We start from the raw sequence: 19466 nt of genomic DNA on the forward strand, positions 1-19466 counted from the left end.
TGCCGTGGCGCTGCTTTCCGTCGAAGGCCTCCGCAAGGAATACCAGGCGCGCGGCAGGAAAGTGGCGGCCCTCGACGGCGTCGACCTCAGCGTGGCAGAAGGCGAATTCGTGACCATCGTCGGTCCTTCGGGCTGCGGCAAATCGACGCTGCTGAACCTGATCGTGGGACTGCTGCCATCGACCTCCGGGCGCGTGCTTTTCCGCGGCGAACCGGTCGTCGACGTCTGCACCCGCATCGGCTACGTCACGCAACGAGACAACCTATTGCCCTGGCGGACTCTGATCGAGAACGTGGAGATTGCGCTCGAGATCCGCGGCATCGAGAAGGCCGTCCGGCGGCGGCGGGCGCGAGACCTGATCGAGCGCGTGGGGCTGGCGGGTTTCGAGGACCATTACCCGCACGAGCTTTCCGGAGGGATGCGGCAACGCGCCAACATCATCCGCACGCTGATCTACGACCCCGAGCTGATCCTCATGGACGAGCCTTTCGGCCCGCTGGACGCCCAGACGCGAATCGTGCTCCAGGATCAGCTCCTCAAGCTCTGGGCGGCATCGAAAAAGACCATCGTGTTCATCACCCACGACCTGGTGGAGGCGATCACGCTGGCGGATCGCGTCGTATTGATGACCTCGCGGCCGGGCAGGATCAAGCTCGTCGAAGCGATCGACATCCCGCGGCCCAGGGATGTCTTTCAGATCCATGAAAACCGGAGCTTTCAATCCGCCTATGAAAAATTGTGGCGCGAGCTGCGGCCCGAAGTGAAGCTGGCGGAGGCGCCGTGCTGACGAGTCGGGGCGGTGGACATGACGAGAGGAGCGCCGGGACACGGTTCCGGGTTCGTTGCCGCAGATGCAAGGTTCGGTTCCCAAAGGCTCGAGAGAGAAAGGGGGAGCATCCCATGAAGCGCGCAATCGTACTGTTGCTCGCCGGCTTTTCCCTCCTTGGATCTTACCGCCCGGCCGGCGCCCAGCCGCTCCGGAAGGTCAGGATGACGATGCCGGTGGTCGCCCACTCGATGACGCCGGTGTACGTGGCTCAGAGCCGGGGCTTTTTCGGCGATGAAAAGCTCGAGGTCGACGTCACCTCCACGGGCGGCGGCGGCCCGGATATCCGGGCCCTCATCGCCGGCGAGGTGGAATTCACCTTCACGACCGGCGACAACGTGATCCTCGCATACCAGGAGGGCAAGAAGCTGCGGATGGTGATGGCCGCTCTCAACAAGGTCTTCATCAACTGGGCGATCCACAAGGAGGCCGCCAAGGCGAAGGGGATCACGGAATCCATGCCGCTCGCCGACAAGATCAAGGCGCTCAAGGGCCTGACCGTGGGCGTCACCAACCCGGCGGCCTTGACCGCCCATCTCGCGGCCTTCGTCATCCGCAAGGCGGGCTACACTCCGCAGAAAGACGTCAAGATCATCCCGATCGGCGCCGGCCCGACGTGGCTTGCGGCCCTCGAGAACCGCAAGGTCGATGCCGCGCTCACCGCTCCGCCCGTGCCGGAGACGGCGATCAGCCGGGGTTTCGCCATGATGCTGATCGAAAACACGCGCGGCGAGGACCCCTCGATCCCCGAGTTCCTCATGGAAAACCTCGTGGCGAGGCCGGAGACGCTTACGAAAGAGCCGGATCTGGTGCGGCGCATGGTACGGGCGCTGACGCGCGCCAACCGTTGGGCGCTCGAAAGCACGCCTGAGCAGGTGGCGGACGCGCTCAGGCCGTTCATGGCGAAGACGCCGCCCGAGCTGCTCCTCGCCGGCGCGCGGGCCGTGCGCCCGGCGCTGAGCCGTGACGGGAGGATCACCGAGCGCAGCGTACAGGTCACGCAGGACGTGCTGGAGCAGGCCGGCATGCTCAAAAAGCGGGTGGCCTATGCCGACGTGGTGAGCAACGATTTTCTCGCGCAATGATCGGACGCGGCCGTCTGCTCCTCTATCGCCTGCTGTTCGGCCTCGCCCTCGTCGGCGCCTGGGAATGGTGCTCGGGGAGGATCATCGACCCCTTCTGGGTATCCAGCCCGTCGCGGGTCTTCGGCTATCTCTACGAGGTCGTCGCCGACGGCTCGATCTTCGGCCATCTCGCCGTCACGCTCTACGAGACCTTCACCGGCTTCTTCATCGGCGCCGTCAGCGGCATCGGCCTCGGCTTTGCGCTCGGCCGGCGCGAGCTGCTGGCCCAGATCGTCGATCCCTACGTCGTCGCCTTCAACGGGATACCGCGCATCGCGCTCGCGCCGCTGTTCATCATCTGGTTCGGTATCGGCCCGACCTCGAAGATCATCCTCGTGGTGATGGTCGTTTTCTTTCTCACTTTCTTCAACACCTACGCGGGCGTCAAAGGCGTCGATGCCGAGCTGAAGAACATCCTGCGCGTCATGGGGGCCACCGAACGGCAGATCCTGACGAAGATCGTCATGCCCGCGATCGTTCCCTGGATCACCACCGGCCTCAAGATCAGCGTTCCCTACGCGATCGTCGGAGCGGTCGTCGGCGAGTTCATCGCCGCGAGCAAAGGGCTCGGCTACCTGATCCATTACAACACCTCGCTTTTCTCGACCACGGGCGCGCTCGGCGGCATCCTGGTTCTCGCCCTCGTGGTCGTCGTGTGCAACGAGGCGATCAACCGCGCCGAAGCCTACCTCCTCCGCTGGCGGCCGTCGGAGCGGCGCGGGGGCGAGGGAGAACTGTACTGATCGTCCGCCCCCCGTTCGAGAGCTCGAGGCGCCGCACGTTTTCTCCGGAGGAAACGGCCGGCGGTTCGAAAGGTTCGAACGTGCAGGGCATCTATTGACCCGCGCTTTCGATCCTTCTACTAAGGAGTTCATTGGCAGCTGGAGGTCCAAGGAATGCGGACCGTCTGCAAGCTTGCGAATCGACGATTTCAGCCCGTTTACGGCATCCGGGCAGCGAGCCGGGAGGAACCATGAAACGAAGCATCGACCGAATCCTCACCACCCACGCGGGCGCCCTGCCCCAGCCCGCCGACCTCAAGCAAATGCACGCCGCGCGGACGAGCGGACAGGAGATCGACGAAAGGGCGTTCGCGCGGCGCGTGAGAGAGGCCGTGGCCGAGGCGGTCAAGAAACAGATCGCGTGCGGTCTCGACGTCATCAACGACGGCGAGGTCGGGAAATCCAACTTTTCCCGCTACGCGCGCGAGCGGCTGAGCGGTTTCATCGAGCGCGAAGCGAAGCCGGGGGAACGCGTCTCGACCATCTTCGCTCGCGACCTCGTGGAATTCGAGAGCTACTTCAGGAGCCGGGTGAACCGCGGCGACAACGTCAAGCGGGTTTTCTGCAACGCGCCGCTCCGGTACGTCGGGCACGAAAGCCTGCGGCGCGAGATCGAGGACTTCAAAGCCGCCCTTGAAGGGCAAAGCTACGAGGAGGCGTTCCTTCCGGCCGTGGCTCCGGGCACGATCGAGCACTGGATGAAGAACGACTACTACCCCGACGACGAGTCTTACCTTTTCGCGATCGCCGACGCCATGCACGAGGAGTACAAGGCGATCGTGGAAGCCGGCTTCTTGCTCCAGATCGACGATCCCGATCTGCCGGACGGCTGGCAGTTCATGTCGCACATGAGCGTGCCGGAATACCGCAAATACGCCGAGCTGCGCGTCGACGCGCTGAACCACGGCCTGCGGGGCATCCCGCCGGAAAAGGTGCGGTTCCATACCTGCTGGGGGAGCTACCACGGACCGCACAAGCACGACATCCCGCTGCGGGACATTGTCGACTTGATCCTCAAGGTCCGCGCCGGCGCCTATTCGATCGAAGCGGCCAATCCCCGCCACGAGCACGAGTGGCGGGTCTGGCAGGAGGTCAGGTTTCCCGAAGGGAAAGTGCTGGTGCCGGGCGTCGTCGGTCATGCGACGGACATCATCGAGCACCCCCAGGCGATCGCCGACCGGCTGGTGCGCTACGCGAAGGTCGTCGGCCGGGAAAACGTCATGGCCGGCACGGACTGCGGGCTCGGCCCGCGGGTCGGCGACGCGCAAATCGCCTGGGCCAAATTCGAGGCGATGGCCGAGGGAGCGCGCCTCGCCACGCGGGAGCTCTGGGGCCGGGCCTGACGCGGATCGATCTCCGCCTCAGCGGATCGCGAGCTTCGGCAGCACCTCCCTCGCCATGATTTCCATCGAGGCCAGGACCTTTTCCTGGGGGAGCGTGGCGAAGTTCATCATGAAGATGATGTGATCGGTGCCCGTGGACCGGATTTCCTCGATCTGCTCGATGCAGCGCCTCGGGCTGCCGACGACGACCAGCCGTTTTCCGAGCAGCTCGTCGTAGCCGCGCGGCCGCACCTGGATTCTCGCCGCCAGGTAAGGCACCATCCCCTGCCGGGCGTTCGCGTCGGCCTCCCGCTCGCTTTCGGCGGCGTGCGCATGAAAACACTGGATGACCTCGAACGCGGCCGGGTCTTCGCCCGAGGCCGCGAGGCTTTCCCGATAGAGCGAGATCTTCCGCTCGAGCTCCGCCATGTCCTTGCAACTTGCGTAGGGAATGCCGAGCACCGGGTAGCGATTGATCCCCGCCATCCGATAGGACTCGTCGCTCAAGGCCGCGAGAAACAACGGCGGCGTGGGTCGCTGTACCGGACGGACGTTCAGCGAAACGTCGTCGATCGTACGGTACCTGCCGTGAAACGAGACCCGCCCCTCGCTCCAGGCTCGTTTCACGACCTCCAGGCTTTCGAGGAGCAGCTCCCGATTGTCCTCGGTGACGCCAAATCCCTTGAGCTCCGGTGGCGTGCCCCGGCCGACGCCGAAATCGAGCCGGCCGCGGCTGAGGACGTCGACCATCGCGTATTCCTCGGCGACGAAGATCGGGTCCCGGTAAGGGAGCAGGGAGACCGCAACGCCCAGGCGGATGGTTGTCGTCGCCCTGGCTGCCGCCGCCATGAAGACCGGCGGCGCGGGAATGACCCCGGCGAAATCGAAGTGGTGCTCGCCGAACCAGAACCCCTGATACCCGAGGCGCTCGGCTCGCGTCACCTGCTCGATCATCGCGTCATAATAGTCGCCGAGATCTCTGGCCGCCTCCGGGTGGCTGTCGCCGATGATGAACATTCCGAACTTCATCGTCCCCCTGTCTACCGCGGAATCCCGCTCGGGCCCGGAACGGGCGTCCGCCCCGCAGCGTTGCTCCGCTCCCATGCGATCAGGCCCGCGCCGAGAAGCAGCCCGGCGGCGTCTGCGAGGAGCCACGCTCCCTGCCAGCTCGGCAGCACGAGCAAGAGCCCCGCGAGCGCGAACAGTCCGCGTTTCCCCCAGGCCATGGGGCCGAACAGATAGCCCGCGCACGCCACGGCGAGCAGAAACGTTCCGGCCGACGCCGCGCTGACGGCGAGCAGAATCTCGCCCGGCGCGCCCTTGAGGATCAGAGCCGGGTGCAGCGCGAACACGAACGGCACGATGTAAGCCGCGATGCCGAGTCGCATTCCGGTCCAGCCGGTCTTCCAGAAATCCGAGCCGGCGATCGCGGCGGCGGTGTAGGTCGCCAGGCAATCCGGCGGCGTGATCAGCGACAGCATGCCGAAGTAGAAGAGAAAGAGATGAGCGGCCAGCGGATCGATCCCGAGCTGAGCCAGCGCAGGCCCCACCAGAACCGCCAGCGTGATGTAGACCACCGCGGTCGGGAGCGACATCCCCAGCAGGATGCAGATGAGCGCGGTCAAGACGAGGAGCAGAAAGGCGTTGCCGCCCGAGAAGCTGACCAGGATGAGCGAGAGCTTGAAGGTCAGTCCGGACAGCTGCAGCGCGCCGATTACGAGGCCCGCCAGCGCCGTGATCGTGACGATGTCGAGGAGCGTGCGCCCGGTTCCCTCGATGCTGGAGAGGATTCCCTGAATCGACGGGCGGGTTTCCCTCTGCACGGCGCCGACCACGAAGGTCAGAACGACCGCCGCCATTCCCGCCTGCCCCGCTTCCCAGTTGCGAAACATCAGCGCGTATACCAGGAATCCGAGCGGGAGCAAAAAGACCCACCCGAAGCGCACCACGCCGCGGAACCGGGGGATCCGGTCGGCGGGCAGCCCCCCGAGGCCGTGCTTGGCCGCCTCGAGATCGACCTGCGTGAAGAGGGCCAGATAATAGAGCGCTGCCGGAATCGCCGCCGCCAGGGCGACCTGCCCGTACGGAAGGCTGAGAAATTCCGCGATCAGGAACGCCGCGGCACCCATCACGGGAGGCGTGATCTGGCCGCCGTTGGACGCGACCGCCTCGATCGCCGCTGCGAGGTGCGCGGGGTATCCGGAGCGTTTCATCAGGGGAATCGTGATCGCGCCGTCCACCGCCACGTTCGCAACGGCGCTTCCCGAAACCGTGCCGAAGAGCGCCGACGAGACCACGGAAACCTTCGCCGATCCGCCTCGGTAACGTCCCATGAAGACCAGCGCCGCATCGGTGATGAAACGATCGCCGCCTACGGAGTAGAGCGCCTGCCCGAAGAAGATAAACGCCACCACCACGCTGGCGGCGACCGTGAGCGGGACTCCCAGGATCCCGCTGGAGTCGAGGTAGAGGTAGCTCGCGATCCGCTGCCAGGACGACCCGTGCGCGTAGAACTGACCCGGGAAAAGGTAGGCGAACTTGGCGTAGAGAATGCAGACGACGGCCACCCATACGAGCGCCCAACCCGCGACGCGGCGCGCCGCCTCGAGAACGAGAACGACCGCGAGCGCTCCGAGAAGCCAGCGCTCCGGCGAGAGGATCCCCAGCCGGTAGGCAATCGAGGGATACATGACGGTGACGTACGTCCCGGCGACAAGCGCGCCGACCGCGCAGAGCCAGTCGTACCACGGCACCTGCTCCCCTCCATCCCTTCTACCCGCTCTGACCCGGAGAAAGACTCCGGCGATCCCCAGGCCGAAAAAAAGCCCCAGGAACTGCTCCTTGAAAAAGGCGATCTCGAAAAAGACGTGAAGCTGGGCAGCCCACGCCGCGCCGGTCAGGGTGAGAGTAACAAGGAGAGCTCGTTCCGCGGTGCGCGGCCAGCCGGCGAGCGAACGCAGCTTCGTGTCCGGTTGAAAGTCGTCGCTCACGGCGAAATCACCCGGCGCAAAGCGCTAACCGGCCGCCGTGGCTTTCGCGCGGAGGTCTGGCGTTGGGCCGGTCCGGTTGCACGCAATCGCGATCGACGCCGGCCGCCTCAAGGGCGCAAGGAGTCTCAAATTTCGCGTTCCTGCGTCCCCGGCGCTCCAGCATGTCCTCGCTTTGTCGGCCCAACCGCGAAATCAGGGTTCAATCGTCCAAAGGTTCAACGGCTCAACAAAAGCCGGATCCATGCTCAGGGATTGAGCGCGAGAAGTCGCTGCTGGTTCTCCTCCGCCTTCACCGACCAGGCTTTTTTGCCTTTGAAAAATTGAACCGCGGCCGGATGATAAGGCATCGTCGCTTCCGGGCTCACCGCTCGTTCCCGGGTCCATTCCCGGAATCCCGGATGGAGCGGAGGCAGCTTCGCGATATTGTCCCAGATCGCGCCCAACACTGCCTGCACGGCTGCGTCCGACAAACCCTTATGGCCGACCAGATAAATGTCGTAGGTGTACGTGCAGGTGTCCTCGACGATTCCGGTGGACGATCCCGCTTTCACGACGGTGAGATAGTAGCCGGGAACCGCTTTCTTGATGCGCGCCTCTCCCTCGGGCGAGCAGTCGAGCGAGATGTAGCGGATCCCCACCGCCGCGTCTGCTTCTTTCACTTTCGCCGAGCCGATCGCGTGGGTGGTGACGTCCGCTCTTCCCTGAACCAGCGCGTCCACGCCCTCGTTCACCGCCGGCACCGGGACGACCTTGACGTCGTTCCAGGTCAGGCCGCCGTTGGAAAGCGACCCGAAGACGTTGTACCAGACGGCGAGCTGCGCGGGATACTCGCCGGTCACGCGTTTTCCCTTGACGTCCTGGATGGTCTTGATCGGCGAATCTTTCCGCACGATGAGGCTGCTGCGAAGCGGCGAGCCGCGCATGATCAGGCGGGTGTTCGGCACGTGAGGAAAGGGATTCCTTCCGCCGATCTTCAGGCGGTTCGGCCCCTGATACGCCAGCCCCATGTCCACGGCGTTGACGACGCCGAAATCCATCTCGCCGCTGTTGATCAGCGGCAGGAAAGTGCTCGTGCCGGCGTGCGGTTGGACCTGAGCCTGGATCGGTGAACCTTCGGTCACTACCTTCGAAAGGCCGCTCGCGAGCGCGTAGAACAAAGAGCCCGGCGGGTTCGAGCCGACCGTCACGGCTTTGGGAAGCTGAGCCTGCGCGGGAAAAGTCCAGAGATGAAAGGCAAGAAAGCCGCCGGAAACGATCCACAGCGGAACCGACCGGTTGCGCATACGGTTGCCCTCCTTGGGTGACGCCAGTCTGTTAGCGAGTCCGTAAACGGAGACATCGCATCGTGGCGGCCCGTGGCCGAGGCCTTCCGGTTCGATCGTTCCCGGGTTCAACGGTGCGCCGTGAAAACCGGAAACTATGAACCGGAAACCGTCACGACCCTGAGCCCTCGACCCGTTCTCGATGCTCGTCTCCCTGCCAATGAGCTCCTTAGTAATCGGACTGTCCCGGTTATGTCAACTCTCCGGAAAATCTCGGTTCGAGTTCCGAGCCCGTCGCTCGAAAACAACGAGCCGCATCAAACCGTATCCGGAACGAACAGCCCGCGAATGTCCAGTCTCGTTTTCATCAACCCCTGCTCGATCTGGTAGCGGTTCAGCGCCTCGAGGCTTTCAAGCTCCATGGGGCCGAGCACGTAGGCGTAGGGGTCCTCCCCCAGAACCGCCTTTTCCTTCTCGCAGCCTTCGATCTCCTCCGCGGTCATGTACCGCGGCGCCAGTCTCTTCGCTTCACGAAACGCCTCGACGAGCCTTGCCGGAAAGTCGGGAAAACGCTTTGCGACCTCGGCCTTCATGACGATGGTGTGCATGATCGGATAGATCCGGCGGGCTCGAATGTAGCGAACGATCTCGTCGGCGTCGTTCAGCAGGGCTGTCACGCCGGGAAAGCTCTTCATCGCGCGCTCCAGCCGGCCGCCGCCGAAAATGCTCCGGTGGCCGGTATCGCCGGGCACGATCACGCCGTCGATCTTCCCCTCGCTCAGCATCTTGCCCAGGTGGGCGGCCTCTTCACCGAACGGCACCGGAGCCGGGGGCCGGTCGACATCCACCGGCAGTCGCTCCGAAGCGCCGAACAGCTCATGTCCGCACGCGTACCAGCGCACGTCGGTCGTCTTCAGCCCGTAAAGGTCGAGCAGAAGCCCGCGAGCCCAGACGTTGGCCGTCGCGCCGTAGCGGGAGAGGCCTATTTTTCTCCCCTTGAGATCAGCGGGATGCCGCAAGGCTCCCTGCCGGCAGAAGATATTGCGGTGGCGCGCCCCGCGGGTGAGAAAGACCGGTATGGCGACGAAAGGAACACCGGCCTCGCGGCTCCGAAGAAACGTCGCGGTGGAAAACTCGCACACGTCGAATTCCATGTTCTCGAAACGGTGGTGCTGCTCGCCGGGCGAGCGAAACTCATGGACGACCGCGAGGCGGTAGCCGTCGATCGTCACCTTCCCCTCGATCAACGCGAGCGCGCGCGGATCGGGAGAAAGCGCGAGGGTGATCGTCGGGTCGTTCACCGAAGCGTCCTCCAGGCCGGAGAACGCCGCCGATGGCTTCCATGGCTTTGCATGGGCGTCTTCTATACGGATCGCGCCCGGCCTGTCAATCGGCGCAAGATCCGCTCCGTGGAACTTTTTACGCTGTTTTCACCCGCCGAAAAGCGCCTTTCGTCCGAGCCCACCGCTACCGTATTCGCCCGGCCGCTCCCGAAGGCGCTTTGCTTCGCCTTGGCACCGGTGTTGCCTGAAGACCTCGTTCGTCATGAGGGTCCTGCGGCGCGGCGGACGGTTCATGAGCGGGCGGATCCGCTTTTACTCCCTGCAGTCCGCCGTTCTCCTCGGCCTCGGGGCGCTGACCTGGCTCGCTTCGGGCCATCTCCGCCTGCCCGCCATCGGCTTGGCGGCGGGGGTCGCCCTGCTGCTCTGCTCCGGGCGAAGCTTCAGGCGCTGGAGCCGCTGGTCGGCCGGGCAGCGGGGCGAGCTGGCGGTGGTGGTGGCCCTGAAAACCCTTCCTCAGGGATACGTTCTTTTGAACGATCTGGTTCTTCCGGACGGAAGAGGAAACATCGATCACGTGGTCGTCGGGCCGAACGGCGTTTTCGCAGTCGAGACAAAGAACTACTCGAAGCACATCCGGTGCGAAAAGGACTTCTGGTTTCTCGCGCACAAGCCCATCCGGAGCTTGAGCAGGCAGGCCAAACGCGCAGCGATTGCGGTCCGCAGCAGCATCGCCGGTCTGTTCCCCGGCCAGACGAGCCTCATCCCCTACGTGACGCCGGTTCTGGTCTTCGTCGATCCGCACGCCGCGCTGACGCTCATCCAGCCGACCGTGCCGGTGGTGCGGCTGGCCGAGCTGCCGGACTTCATCCGCGACTACGCGCCGCGCCGTCCCATCACCCGGCAGGAACAGCTCGCGATCGTCCGGCATCTCCGATCGCTCCAGCGGATTCCCCCGGACCAGGTGCCGACGCCGGCCCGGCGCCTCGTCCGTCCAGGCGTCCCCCGCCGCCGGTTTTTCAGCTGACGCGAACCTCTTGCCGTCGGCTCCTTCGACCGCCCAGGAAAGCCACCGCAACCGGCGGCAGAGAGACCGCGTCGGATCGGCCCCCGATTCCAATGGTCTAAAGCTCGGGTCTGTGGTATGGATCGGCGTCGGAGGCTTCCGCGATGAAGGGCCGCAGGTACGTGCAGGCGTTTCTCTCCGTTCTTCTTTGTTCCCTGCCGGGGGCGTTACGTTGGGCCGGCGCGGAGGAGGTGACGCTCACCTACACCGCTTCGACCCTGACCTTTCTCGCGGGCAGAACGGCGCTGGACCTTGGCTTTTTTCGCCAGGAAGGGCTGGACGTCAAATTCATTCAGATGCGGACGGCCGCGGTGATTCCCGCTCTGGCCAATCGCCACATCGACTATACGATGAGTTTCCTGCCGCCGATCGACAGCGCCTTGCGCGGTGTCCCGATCCAGATGCAGGCCGTGTTCGTGGACCGTTCCCTTCATTATCTCGTCGCCAGGCCGGAGATAGGTTCCGCCGCGGATCTGCGCGGCAAGACTTTCGCGCTCAACACGGTCGACCTCAACAGCTCGACCGGCCTCGTGTATCAGGCGACGCTGCGGCATTTCGGGCTCGATCCTTTCAAGGACGCCAAATGGATCTCAGCCGCGGATTCGCCCGCCCTTTTCGCGATGGTGCAGCAGGGGCTCGCCGAGGCCACCTTCCTGGTTCCGCCCTGGCCGCAAAAGGCGCGCACCGCCGGTCTCAAGGTGATGTTTCGCGCCGGCGACATCTACAGCGCTCCTCTGGCCGGCCTCTCCACCTACCGCCGCACGGTCCAGGAAAAGCCGGACCAGGTGCGGCGAATGTTGCGGGCGCTGATACGCGCCACGCACTTCATCGCTCAACCGGCCAACGCGTCCGCGGTCGTCGGGATCGTCAACCGCTGGCTCGGGATGCCCGAGGATGAGGCCGCAGCGGCGTTGAACGACGTCACCTTCGCGTACAGCGACGGCGTGCCGCGCGACGAAAAAAGCTTCTGGGACGTAGTGGCCGCGAGAACCAGGCTGCTCGGCTCCAGAATCACCGCGGCGGAGGTCGCGGACTTCACGATCGCCAGGGAAGTGCGCAGCCGGGTGAAATGATCGTAACGCGACCGAGCGGCGGCCGGCTCTGCGGCCCCGGCTCGGTCTCGATGTCCACGGATTCAATCCAGCCAGGCGGCTTGGGCTCGGTTGCAAAACTGCGGCCCTTCGCCGGAGAGGAGGCAACGTGCCGAAGAAGGAAGTGATCCAGGTGAATCTCGCGGCCCCCAACCCGAACCTGTCCCCCGCCACGCGTTTCGGCAACCTGGTCTTCGTCGCCGGACAGACGGGAAGGCATCCGGTCACCGGCGAGGTGGGCAGGGACGTCCGCGAGCAGACCAATTACGCGCTGCAGCGCGTCAAAACCATACTGCAGGCCGCCGGCACCTCGCTGGAGAACGTTCTGACCGTGACCACGCACCTGACGCGGCGCGAGGATCTCGCGGCCTACAACGAAGAGTACGCGAAATTCTTCCCGACCGACAAGCCGGCGCGAACAACCGTCGAGGTGATGTTGAACGCGCCCGAGCTGCTCGTGGAGATCACCGTCACCGCCTGCATCCCGGATTAGGCGGAGGAGCGGGAAGCTCGTCTTCGGCTCCTGCGCGCTGCTGTTTACTCCTGCGGCGAGTTGAGCTACGGTTCAGCGGCGGAACCGAAGCACATCGACGGGACGATGGCTTTTCCGCGCCCCGCCCTCCAGGGAGGGAAGCAGCCTTGGCTTTGCGCATCGGCGATACGGAGCTTCAGGTGATCGACGCCCATTCTCACCTCGGACGGCGGAAGACGCCGCTCGGGCACGGGGTGGCGAGCTTTCTCGGAGGCGACCTGGTACGCAATCTCGACGCGGCCGGCGTGGACCGGGCGGTCTCGTTTCCGCTGGGAGCGCCGTATACCGATTACTCGGAGGCCAACCAGGTCGTGGCCGCGGAGACCGCCAAACATCCGGATCGCGTCATCGGCTTCTGCCGCATCAACCCCAACTTCGGACCCGACGCGACGGCACGATCTCTCGACCACTGCCTCGGCGTGCTCAGGCTGCAAGGCATCAAGCTCCATCCCGAAATCGAGTTCTTCGATCCCAATGAGGCGGAGCTGATGGAGCCGGTGTACGAAGCCGCCCGGCGCTATCGCGTCCCGATCATTTTTCATACTGGCATGTCCAGCAAGGCATCCCCGGGCGTCATCGCCGAGCTCGCCGCCCGGTACCGGGATGTCCCGGTCATTCTGGGCCACATGGGGGTATCGGAGTACGTCAAGCTGGCCGTTGCCGTGGCGCGCCAGCACGAGAACATTTTCCTGGAGACTTCCGTGGTCGGCTGGATGCCGCTCCTCCTGGAAGCGTTTCGGGGCGTGGGGTCGACCAAGATCCTGTTCGGCTCCGACCATCCCTACAATCCTCTGCCGATGGAAATCGACAAGATCGCGAAGCACGTGGCCGGAGCGGCGAAGCTCGACCGTGAAGATCTCGAGAAGGTGCTCGCCCGCAATCTTCTCGGCATCGTGAAGCAGGACCGGTGAATGCCTCGAACCAGACCCAGCCTGGAGGACGCATGAGACTGATCGACAAGCGCCCGCGGCGAACGCTTTCGGCCCGCGGGATAACGGTTTTCCTGTTCCTCTCGACCGCCCTGCCGGCGGCGCACATCCGGGCGCATGCGGCCGATGCTCCCGTCGTGCGCGCCAACTACTCCGCTTTCAGCGGCGCCTTTGCTCCCTTGTGGATCGCGGCCGAGCGAAACCTCTTCGCCAGGCGCGGCCTGAAGGTAGAGCTGCGCTACATCGCGCCTGCAACGGCCACCCAGGCGCTGATCGGAAAGAATCTCGACATCGTCAATCCCGGCGGCGAGATTGTCGAAGCCGGCTTGAACGGCGAGCCGGTGGTCTACATCGCCGGCATTCTCAACCGGGCCGTCATGTCGATTTACGCCAAACCCGAGATCAAGTCGATCGCGGACTTGAAGGGAAAGGTGCTGGGCGTGACCGTCCCCGGGGCCACGACGGATTTCGCCGCGCGCCTCCTGCTCCAGAAAGCGGGCCTGACGCCGGGCAAGGACGTGAAGCTTCTCTACCTCAAAGGGATGATGGAGATCCTCGCGGGGATCAATCAGGGGAACGCCGACGCCGGGATTTTCACGTCGCCGACCACGCTCAAGGCGGAGCACGCGGGCCTGAAGGAGCTGGTCAACGTGACCGAGCAGAATATACCCATGATCCATGCGGCCTTCGCCAGCACCAGGGACTACGTCAAAACGCGGCGCGACAACGTCCGGCGCTATCTCCAGGCCTACCTCGAAGGCATCAAGATCGCGAAGACCGAGCCGGACCTCGCAAAGCAGGTGATCGGCAAGTATACGAAGACGACGAGCGCGGAAGATCTGGAAAACTCGTATCAGACCTTTCGCCCGGCCTGGGAGCAGCTCCCTCTGGTCTCGGCCGCGGCGGTGCAAACGATGCTGGACTTCGCCGCTCACCCCGCCGCGAAAACCGCCAGGCCGGAGTCCCTGATCGACAACTCGGTTCTCGCCGAAATCGGCAAATCCGGGTTCGTGGAAAGGCTGTACAAATAGATGCGCTCCGAGCGACGTGCCGCGGTACGACACCCCCTGATCAAAAACCCGCTTTAAAAAGAGGTGTGACGAAGATGCCAACCGACATCACGGTCATGACGTCCGGCGCCTTCACCGCGGCGCTGCTGGACCTCATCCCGCTGTTCGAAAAAGCCACGGGAAACCGGGTCGTCGTCGCGACCACGACGATGGGCACCGGAGCCAACTCGATCCCGAGCCGGATCGAGCGAGGCGAGCCCGTCGACGTCGTGATCATGGCGGACACATCGCTCCGAAAGCTGATCGACGACGGCAAGGTCCTGGCCGAGAGCCGGACGGAACTGGCCCGCTCGGCGATCGGCATGGCGGTGCGCGCGGGTGCCCGCCGGCCGGACATCAGCTCGGTGGACGCGCTCAAGCGTACGCTTCTCGAAGCCCGGTCGATCGCATACTCCGCCAGCGTGAGCGGCGATTATCTTTCCGGGGAGCTGTTCCAGCGCCTCGGCATCGCGGCGCAGGTGATGCCCAAGGCCCGGCGGATCGAAGGAGAAAGGGTCGGCGCGGTGGTCGCCCGCGGCGAGGCGGAGATCGGCTTTCAACAGATCAGCGAGTTGCTGCCCGTTCCAGGAATCGACCTCGTCGGAGCGCTTCCCTCCGAGGTCCAGAAGGTCAGCGTTTTTTCCGCGGGAATTGTCGCGGCGAGCAAGAACCGGGAAGCGGCCCGCGCCTTGATCCGGTTTCTCGCCTCCCCCGCCGCGCGTCCCGCAATCGTCAAGACGGGCCTGGAGCCGATTCCGCCGCCGTAGGCGATGGAATCCGTTCACCCCCTTTACTCCTGCGGGTCGAAGCAGCGGCACGCCAGGCCCCGAACGCGGCTGCCGATCGGACCCGGAGACGCCCGGCGGCGCTCTCGAGCGCCTGCTTTCATCGAGTTATCCTGATCGATCAGTGCCGGGGGTACCGATCATCGCCTTCGCTGCGGAGAATTGCCCGTCGCATCCCGCGTGAATCGCAACTGGACTCGGGCTCAGCTCGCAGCGGCGGCCTTGGCCTCCAAACCGAACTCCTTCTGGACCGCCCCGGCCAGATCTCCGACCTCGGCGCCGAACGCCCTCAGCACGTCGTCCATGGTCACGATGCCGAGAAGGCGCCGCCGCTCGTCCACGACGGGCAGCCGGCGAACGCCCCGGCTGCGCATGAGACGCACAGCGTCCAGCACATCGTAATTGACGTTGATCATGGTGGGATTGGGAGTCATGACCTGCCCGACCGTGGTCGTTCCCGGATTTTTCTCTTTGGCAATGACCTTGAGAACGATATCCCTGTCCGTCAGGATTCCCACCGGGCGGGACTCGTCGACGACGACGAGACAGCCGACGTGCTTCGAATGCATCAGCTTCGCCGCCTCCAGGATCGTCGCGATCGGCGAGATCGTCACCACGGCCTTGCTGCATATCCGTTCCACGCTCATGGGATACCTCCGTCGGAAAACCGCTGACGCCGAGGTCGGACAGGCAACTTCGGTGCCAACGGATCACGGGACTGCCGAGCTCGCTTTGTGGAAAGATCGGGCCCGGAGAACGAAGCGAGAGTGAGGAATCGGGATCGAGATTCCAAGAGCCGGGAAAACCCGGCGGGATTTTCTCACTCCTGCGAAGACCGTGCGCTGATCCAGGGTCTCCGCGAGACAACACCTGACCGATCATCGCGTACGCGACCCTGACGAAGCCGGCGATGTTCGCGCCCGTCACCAGGTTCGTCGGCTGGCCGTATTCCGCCGCGGTGCTCGACGCGGGCATGGAGATGCCGTGCATGACTCCCGCGGCTCCCTGAGCCGCCCGGCATGCCTTGTCGTGCCGTTCATTCCTGCGCCCGCGTTGAAATCACCCCTGCCAGCCGCTAGAGTTTGCAGGGTATTCAGCGCGGCAAAGGAGACCCGATGTATCCCTACGATGTCGCCTTGATTCAGAGCAACTGTCACGTCGTGCGGCGGCGCGACGAGCGCGACGAGTTGATCAAGAGGAACTTGAAGCGGATCGGCGAGCTGGTCGGCTTCGCCAGCAACCGGGTCGGCGAGATCAAGCTCGCGGTCACCGGCGAATATTCGCTCTTCGGCCAATTCCGGCCTCGCTCCCTCGAAGAATGGATCGACATGACGCTGCCGATCCCCAACTTCGCCACGGACCTGCTCGCGGAGATCTGCGTCAGAATGAAGCTCTACATGACGGGACACTTCCTCGAGCGCCATCCCGAGTTTCCCGGGCGCTATTTCAACACCACGGTCATCGTCGACCCCGCCGGCAAGATCGTCCTCGCCTACCGCAAGCACAACGGCCCGAACAACCTGAACACCTCCTACACGGGGCCCGGAGACATCTACGAGCGCTTTGTCGAGGTGTTCGGCGAGGACGCGCTCTTTCCGGTGGTCGATACGCCGATCGGCCGTCTCGGCGTGCTCGTTTGCGGCGACATTCAGTACCCGGAGGTCGCCCGGGCGCTGGCCCTCAAAGGCGCGGAGATCCTGATCCATCCGACCGCCGAGATCTACCGACGCTCGCACGCCGGCTGGGAAGCGATGCGCGTGGCGCGCGCCGCCGAAAACAAGGCTTACCTCCTGTCGTGCACCACCGCGGCGTTCCTGGGCACCGACCGGCCGGAGTTCGGCTACCGCGGGCGTTCCCAGATCATCTCCCCCGACGGCGACATGCTCGCAATCGTGGAGGGGCCCGGCGAGGCGGTGATCTCCGCATCGGTCGACATCGACCGGCTGCGCTGGCGCAAGACGCGCGTCGCCGCCAGCGGCCACAACTACAACCCGACCGTGCTCTGCCGCGCCGACCTGTACGCGCGCGAGTACCGCAAGGCTCTGTCGTGGCCGACCGGCGTCTTCCAGGACAAGCCGCTCTCTTCCACGAAGGACTGCCAGGACATCGCGGAGCAAATCATCGCCCGGCAGGTCGCCGCCGGCCGGTTGCGCCGGCCGAGCGACGCGGGCGGCTCGCCGGCCTAGCCTCATTCATCACACACCGAACGCACCGAAAGAGGATGGAAAAATGACTACGAACCGGACACTCGGCTTCTTTTTGGCCGCATGCATGGCGATTTTCTGGATCCGCCCCGCGAGCGCGCAGCCGGTCAAGGTCGCCATCGGCTACAGCGGCATCAGCGCCGACCAGCTGGTAATCTGGGTCGCCAAGGAGACCGGCATTTTCGCGCGCAACAACCTCGACGCTCAGCCGATTTACTTCACCGGCGGCACCATGTCCGTGACCGCGATGCTCTCCGGCGACACCCCCCTGATCCAGGCGTCTGGACCGGGCATCGTGAGCGCCGGCCTCGCGGGAGGCGACCCCGTGTACGTAGTGGGCGGCATCACGACCCTCGACTACTGGCTCGTGACGCAGCCGAACATCAAGACGCCCGAGCGGCTAAAGGGCGGAACAATTGCGGTGGCGCGCTTCGGCGGGGCCGCCGACTTCGTCGCCCGTTACGCCCTCGCGCGCCTCGGGCTCAACCCGGCCAAGGACGTCACCATCATACAGACGGGCAGCACGCCCGAACGGCTGGCTGCGCTCGAAACCAAACGCGTCAGCGGCAGCACGCTCGTGCCGCCGGCGAGCTTCATCGCCCAGAGAAAAGGTTTTCACGTCCTCGCGGACGTCGCCGCTCTCGGCCTCGCCTACCAGCATCAGGGCGGCGTCACGACGCGACGCTTCCTGCGCGAGAACCCTGCGGTGGTGCGAAACTTCGTGAAGTCCTACATCGAGGCGGTGCACCGGCTGAAGACCGATCGGGCCACCGGGATGAAAATCGCCGCCAAGTATCTCCGCCTCGAGGACCCGGAACTGCTGCGCCGGACTTACGAAAGCTCGATCGAGGAGAGCAAGCTTCCCCGGAAGCAATATCCGACCGTCGAAGGCTTGAAGATCATCATCGAGCAGCTCGCCCGGACCAACCCGAAAGCGAAAACCGCCCGACCCGAGGATTTCATCGACGCGCGTTTCGTCGAGGAGTTCGACAAGAGCGGCTACATCGACAGCCTCTACGCCAAGAAGAAGTAGCGGCGCGCCTGCCCGCGGCGGGGCCCGTTTTTTCCGGTTCCTCCCGAGCCGCGGCCTGTGGTAGTGTTCGAGGGGCCACGGGAGACTTCGACCGGCGGCCGGATCACAGGGCTCTTGCCCGCTGGCTCGCTATCGAGCCGGCCCTTCCGGCGGTTGGGCCTTCCTCCCGGGCAAGCACGACGGGAGGTGGACTGCGATGAAAAAAGCTCTTGCCGCGTTGCCGCTGCTCGCGCTCGCGCTCGGCGGCGCTTTCGCGCCGGGGAGGGCGCAAACCCTCAAGGCCGGAATCACCTCGAAGACCCTCTTTTATCTCCCGTTTTACGTCGGCCAGAAGAAGGGGTTCTACAGTGCCGAGGGGCTTCAGGTGGAGCTGATCCTCATCGGCCGGAGCGACGTGCAGCTTCAGGCGATGGTCGCGGGCGAGCTCCATTTCGCCAACTTCAACCCGGACGGAATCATCATCTTCAACGAGAAGGGCGGAAACCTCAAAGTCATCGCCGGCACGGTCAACGCGGCTCCGTACGTTCTGATCGGCGGCAAGGCGTTCAAGAAAATCGACGATTTGCGGGGCGCCCGGATCGGCGTGTCCGGCCTGAGAGGAGGAGCGACGTCGATCCTGCTCTCCTATCTGAAGAGCAAGGGGCTGCAGCACCCGCGGGATTTCTCGCTGGCGGTGGTTTCCGGGGGGACGGCGGCGCGGCTGAGCGCGCTGGAAACCGGCGCGATCGCGGCCGCGGTCCTCGGAATCCCCTACTCGGACATCGCCGTCGACCAGGGCTTCAACCGCCTGGGAGACACGGTCGAGGCGATCCCGACCTACCAGTTCAACGCGGTGAACGTCGATCCCGCCTGGGCGGAAAGGAACCGGGGCGCGGTCGTGAGGTTCCTGAAAGCCCACGTCCGCAGCCTGCGCTGGATCCACGACCAGCCCGCTCAGGCTGCGGAGTTTTTCACGCAGGAAATGGGAGTCAAGCCGCCTTACGCCCGGCGGGGAGTGGATTACTTCACCAGGAACAACATCTTCCCGAGGGACGGATCGGTGACGCTCGACGGGCTGAAGGTCAACATCGAGGTCCAGGCTCGCGACGGGGTGCTGAAGGAGCCGCTGCCGCCGCCGGAGAAATACGTCGACCCCGGCTATCTGCGGCAAGCGCTCAAGGAGCTGGGCTCCTAGGACTCCGCAGAGGGCTG

At 64.9% G+C, this 19466-nt stretch carries 18 protein-coding genes; 13 read left to right on the forward strand and 5 right to left on the reverse strand.

Features of this window, described 5'->3' with window-relative positions; all coding sequences use genetic code 11:
* Positions 1–4: 4 nt before the first annotated feature.
* The 4 genes from VNN77_17165 (at position 5) to VNN77_17180 (ending at position 4075) form a co-directional block, all read left to right on the forward strand.
* On the forward strand, positions 5–787 hold the full coding sequence (locus VNN77_17165; protein HXG53129.1) for an ABC transporter ATP-binding protein: 783 nt from the start codon (positions 5–7) through the stop codon (positions 785–787).
* Between the two features lie 113 nt (positions 788–900).
* Positions 901–1911 carry an ABC transporter substrate-binding protein gene (locus VNN77_17170; protein HXG53130.1) on the forward strand — a complete coding sequence of 337 codons (1011 nt, stop codon included), beginning with the start codon at positions 901–903 and terminating at the stop codon, positions 1909–1911.
* On the forward strand, positions 1908–2693 hold the full coding sequence (locus VNN77_17175) for an ABC transporter permease (GenBank protein HXG53131.1): 786 nt from the start codon (positions 1908–1910) through the stop codon (positions 2691–2693). Before VNN77_17170 ends, VNN77_17175 begins: the two co-directional genes overlap by 4 nt.
* 230 nt (positions 2694–2923) lie before the next feature.
* Positions 2924–4075: a cobalamin-independent methionine synthase II family protein gene (locus tag VNN77_17180; GenBank protein HXG53132.1), complete on the forward strand. Its 1152-nt coding sequence runs from the start codon at positions 2924–2926 to the stop codon at positions 4073–4075.
* An 18-nt stretch (positions 4076–4093) separates the two neighbouring features.
* Here the strand turns inward: VNN77_17180 and VNN77_17185 are convergent, their stop codons facing one another.
* The 4 genes from VNN77_17185 to VNN77_17200 form a co-directional block, all read right to left on the reverse strand.
* On the reverse strand, positions 4094–5083 hold the full coding sequence (locus tag VNN77_17185; GenBank protein ID HXG53133.1) for an LLM class flavin-dependent oxidoreductase: 990 nt from the start codon (positions 5081–5083) through the stop codon (positions 4094–4096).
* A gap of 11 nt (positions 5084–5094) precedes the next feature.
* Positions 5095–7044 carry a TRAP transporter fused permease subunit gene (locus VNN77_17190; protein HXG53134.1) on the reverse strand — a complete coding sequence of 650 codons (1950 nt, stop codon included), beginning with the start codon at positions 7042–7044 and terminating at the stop codon, positions 5095–5097.
* A 245-nt stretch (positions 7045–7289) separates the two neighbouring features.
* Positions 7290–8327 (reverse strand): TAXI family TRAP transporter solute-binding subunit, encoded by a 1038-nt coding sequence (locus VNN77_17195; protein HXG53135.1) that lies wholly within the window; start codon positions 8325–8327, stop codon positions 7290–7292.
* A gap of 296 nt (positions 8328–8623) precedes the next feature.
* On the reverse strand, positions 8624–9607 hold the full coding sequence (locus VNN77_17200; protein ID HXG53136.1) for a hypothetical protein: 984 nt from the start codon (positions 9605–9607) through the stop codon (positions 8624–8626).
* Between the two features lie 274 nt (positions 9608–9881).
* Here VNN77_17200 and VNN77_17205 point away from each other — a divergent pair, with 274 nt between their 5' ends.
* From VNN77_17205 to modA, 6 genes are all read left to right on the forward strand, one after another.
* Positions 9882–10613, forward strand: coding sequence for a nuclease-related domain-containing protein (locus tag VNN77_17205; protein ID HXG53137.1), 732 nt, complete (start codon positions 9882–9884; stop codon positions 10611–10613).
* Positions 10614–10756: 143 nt separating this feature from the next.
* Positions 10757–11725, forward strand: a complete 969-nt coding sequence (locus tag VNN77_17210) for an ABC transporter substrate-binding protein (protein HXG53138.1) — start codon at positions 10757–10759, stop codon at positions 11723–11725.
* A 127-nt stretch (positions 11726–11852) separates the two neighbouring features.
* Positions 11853–12236, forward strand: a complete 384-nt coding sequence (locus tag VNN77_17215; GenBank protein ID HXG53139.1) for a RidA family protein — start codon at positions 11853–11855, stop codon at positions 12234–12236.
* A 146-nt stretch (positions 12237–12382) separates the two neighbouring features.
* A complete protein-coding gene (locus VNN77_17220; GenBank protein HXG53140.1) occupies positions 12383–13186 on the forward strand; it encodes an amidohydrolase family protein in 804 nt (267 codons plus the stop codon).
* A gap of 32 nt (positions 13187–13218) precedes the next feature.
* A complete protein-coding gene (locus VNN77_17225; protein HXG53141.1) occupies positions 13219–14235 on the forward strand; it encodes an ABC transporter substrate-binding protein in 1017 nt (338 codons plus the stop codon).
* A gap of 74 nt (positions 14236–14309) precedes the next feature.
* Positions 14310–15020, forward strand: a complete 711-nt coding sequence (gene modA, locus VNN77_17230) for a molybdate ABC transporter substrate-binding protein (GenBank protein HXG53142.1) — start codon at positions 14310–14312, stop codon at positions 15018–15020.
* A 221-nt stretch (positions 15021–15241) separates the two neighbouring features.
* Here modA and VNN77_17235 read toward each other — a convergent pair whose 3' ends face one another.
* Complete coding sequence (locus VNN77_17235; protein ID HXG53143.1) at positions 15242–15685, reverse strand: CBS domain-containing protein; 444 nt, start codon at positions 15683–15685, stop codon at positions 15242–15244.
* A 468-nt stretch (positions 15686–16153) separates the two neighbouring features.
* On the opposite strand from VNN77_17235, the gene VNN77_17240 reads away from it, so the two are divergent.
* From VNN77_17240 to VNN77_17250, 3 genes are all read left to right on the forward strand, one after another.
* Complete coding sequence (locus VNN77_17240) at positions 16154–17224, forward strand: nitrilase-related carbon-nitrogen hydrolase (GenBank protein HXG53144.1); 1071 nt, start codon at positions 16154–16156, stop codon at positions 17222–17224.
* Between the two features lie 43 nt (positions 17225–17267).
* Positions 17268–18275, forward strand: a complete 1008-nt coding sequence (locus tag VNN77_17245) for an ABC transporter substrate-binding protein (GenBank protein ID HXG53145.1) — start codon at positions 17268–17270, stop codon at positions 18273–18275.
* A gap of 196 nt (positions 18276–18471) precedes the next feature.
* The gene (locus VNN77_17250; protein HXG53146.1) at positions 18472–19449 is read left to right on the forward strand and encodes an ABC transporter substrate-binding protein; all 978 of its coding nucleotides are present in this window, start codon (positions 18472–18474) and stop codon (positions 19447–19449) included.
* The last annotated feature ends 17 nt before the right edge of the window (positions 19450–19466 follow it).

The sequence above is a fragment of the Candidatus Zixiibacteriota bacterium genome (assembly GCA_035574315.1).
In the GTDB taxonomy this organism is placed as follows: domain Bacteria; phylum Desulfobacterota; class Binatia; order UBA9968; family UBA9968; genus DATLYW01.

What these genes read in the sequence shown, in the direction of transcription:
- VNN77_17170 (HXG53130.1), top strand. Translation starts at nt 901, where the DNA reads ATGAAGCGCGCAATCGTACTGTTGCTCGCCGGCTTTTCCCTCCTTGGA.
- VNN77_17235 (HXG53143.1), bottom strand. Translation starts at nt 15,685, where the DNA reads ATGAGCGTGGAACGGATATGCAGCAAGGCCGTGGTGACGATCTCGCCG.
- VNN77_17250 (HXG53146.1), top strand. Translation starts at nt 18,472, where the DNA reads ATGAAAAAAGCTCTTGCCGCGTTGCCGCTGCTCGCGCTCGCGCTCGGC.
- VNN77_17175 (HXG53131.1), top strand. Translation starts at nt 1,908, where the DNA reads ATGATCGGACGCGGCCGTCTGCTCCTCTATCGCCTGCTGTTCGGCCTC.
- VNN77_17195 (HXG53135.1), bottom strand. Translation starts at nt 8,327, where the DNA reads ATGCGCAACCGGTCGGTTCCGCTGTGGATCGTTTCCGGCGGCTTTCTT.
- VNN77_17245 (HXG53145.1), top strand. Translation starts at nt 17,268, where the DNA reads ATGACTACGAACCGGACACTCGGCTTCTTTTTGGCCGCATGCATGGCG.
- VNN77_17225 (HXG53141.1), top strand. Translation starts at nt 13,219, where the DNA reads ATGAGACTGATCGACAAGCGCCCGCGGCGAACGCTTTCGGCCCGCGGG.
- modA (HXG53142.1), top strand. Translation starts at nt 14,310, where the DNA reads ATGCCAACCGACATCACGGTCATGACGTCCGGCGCCTTCACCGCGGCG.
- VNN77_17205 (HXG53137.1), top strand. Translation starts at nt 9,882, where the DNA reads ATGAGCGGGCGGATCCGCTTTTACTCCCTGCAGTCCGCCGTTCTCCTC.
- VNN77_17210 (HXG53138.1), top strand. Translation starts at nt 10,757, where the DNA reads ATGAAGGGCCGCAGGTACGTGCAGGCGTTTCTCTCCGTTCTTCTTTGT.
- VNN77_17185 (HXG53133.1), bottom strand. Translation starts at nt 5,083, where the DNA reads ATGAAGTTCGGAATGTTCATCATCGGCGACAGCCACCCGGAGGCGGCC.
- VNN77_17240 (HXG53144.1), top strand. Translation starts at nt 16,154, where the DNA reads ATGTATCCCTACGATGTCGCCTTGATTCAGAGCAACTGTCACGTCGTG.
- VNN77_17180 (HXG53132.1), top strand. Translation starts at nt 2,924, where the DNA reads ATGAAACGAAGCATCGACCGAATCCTCACCACCCACGCGGGCGCCCTG.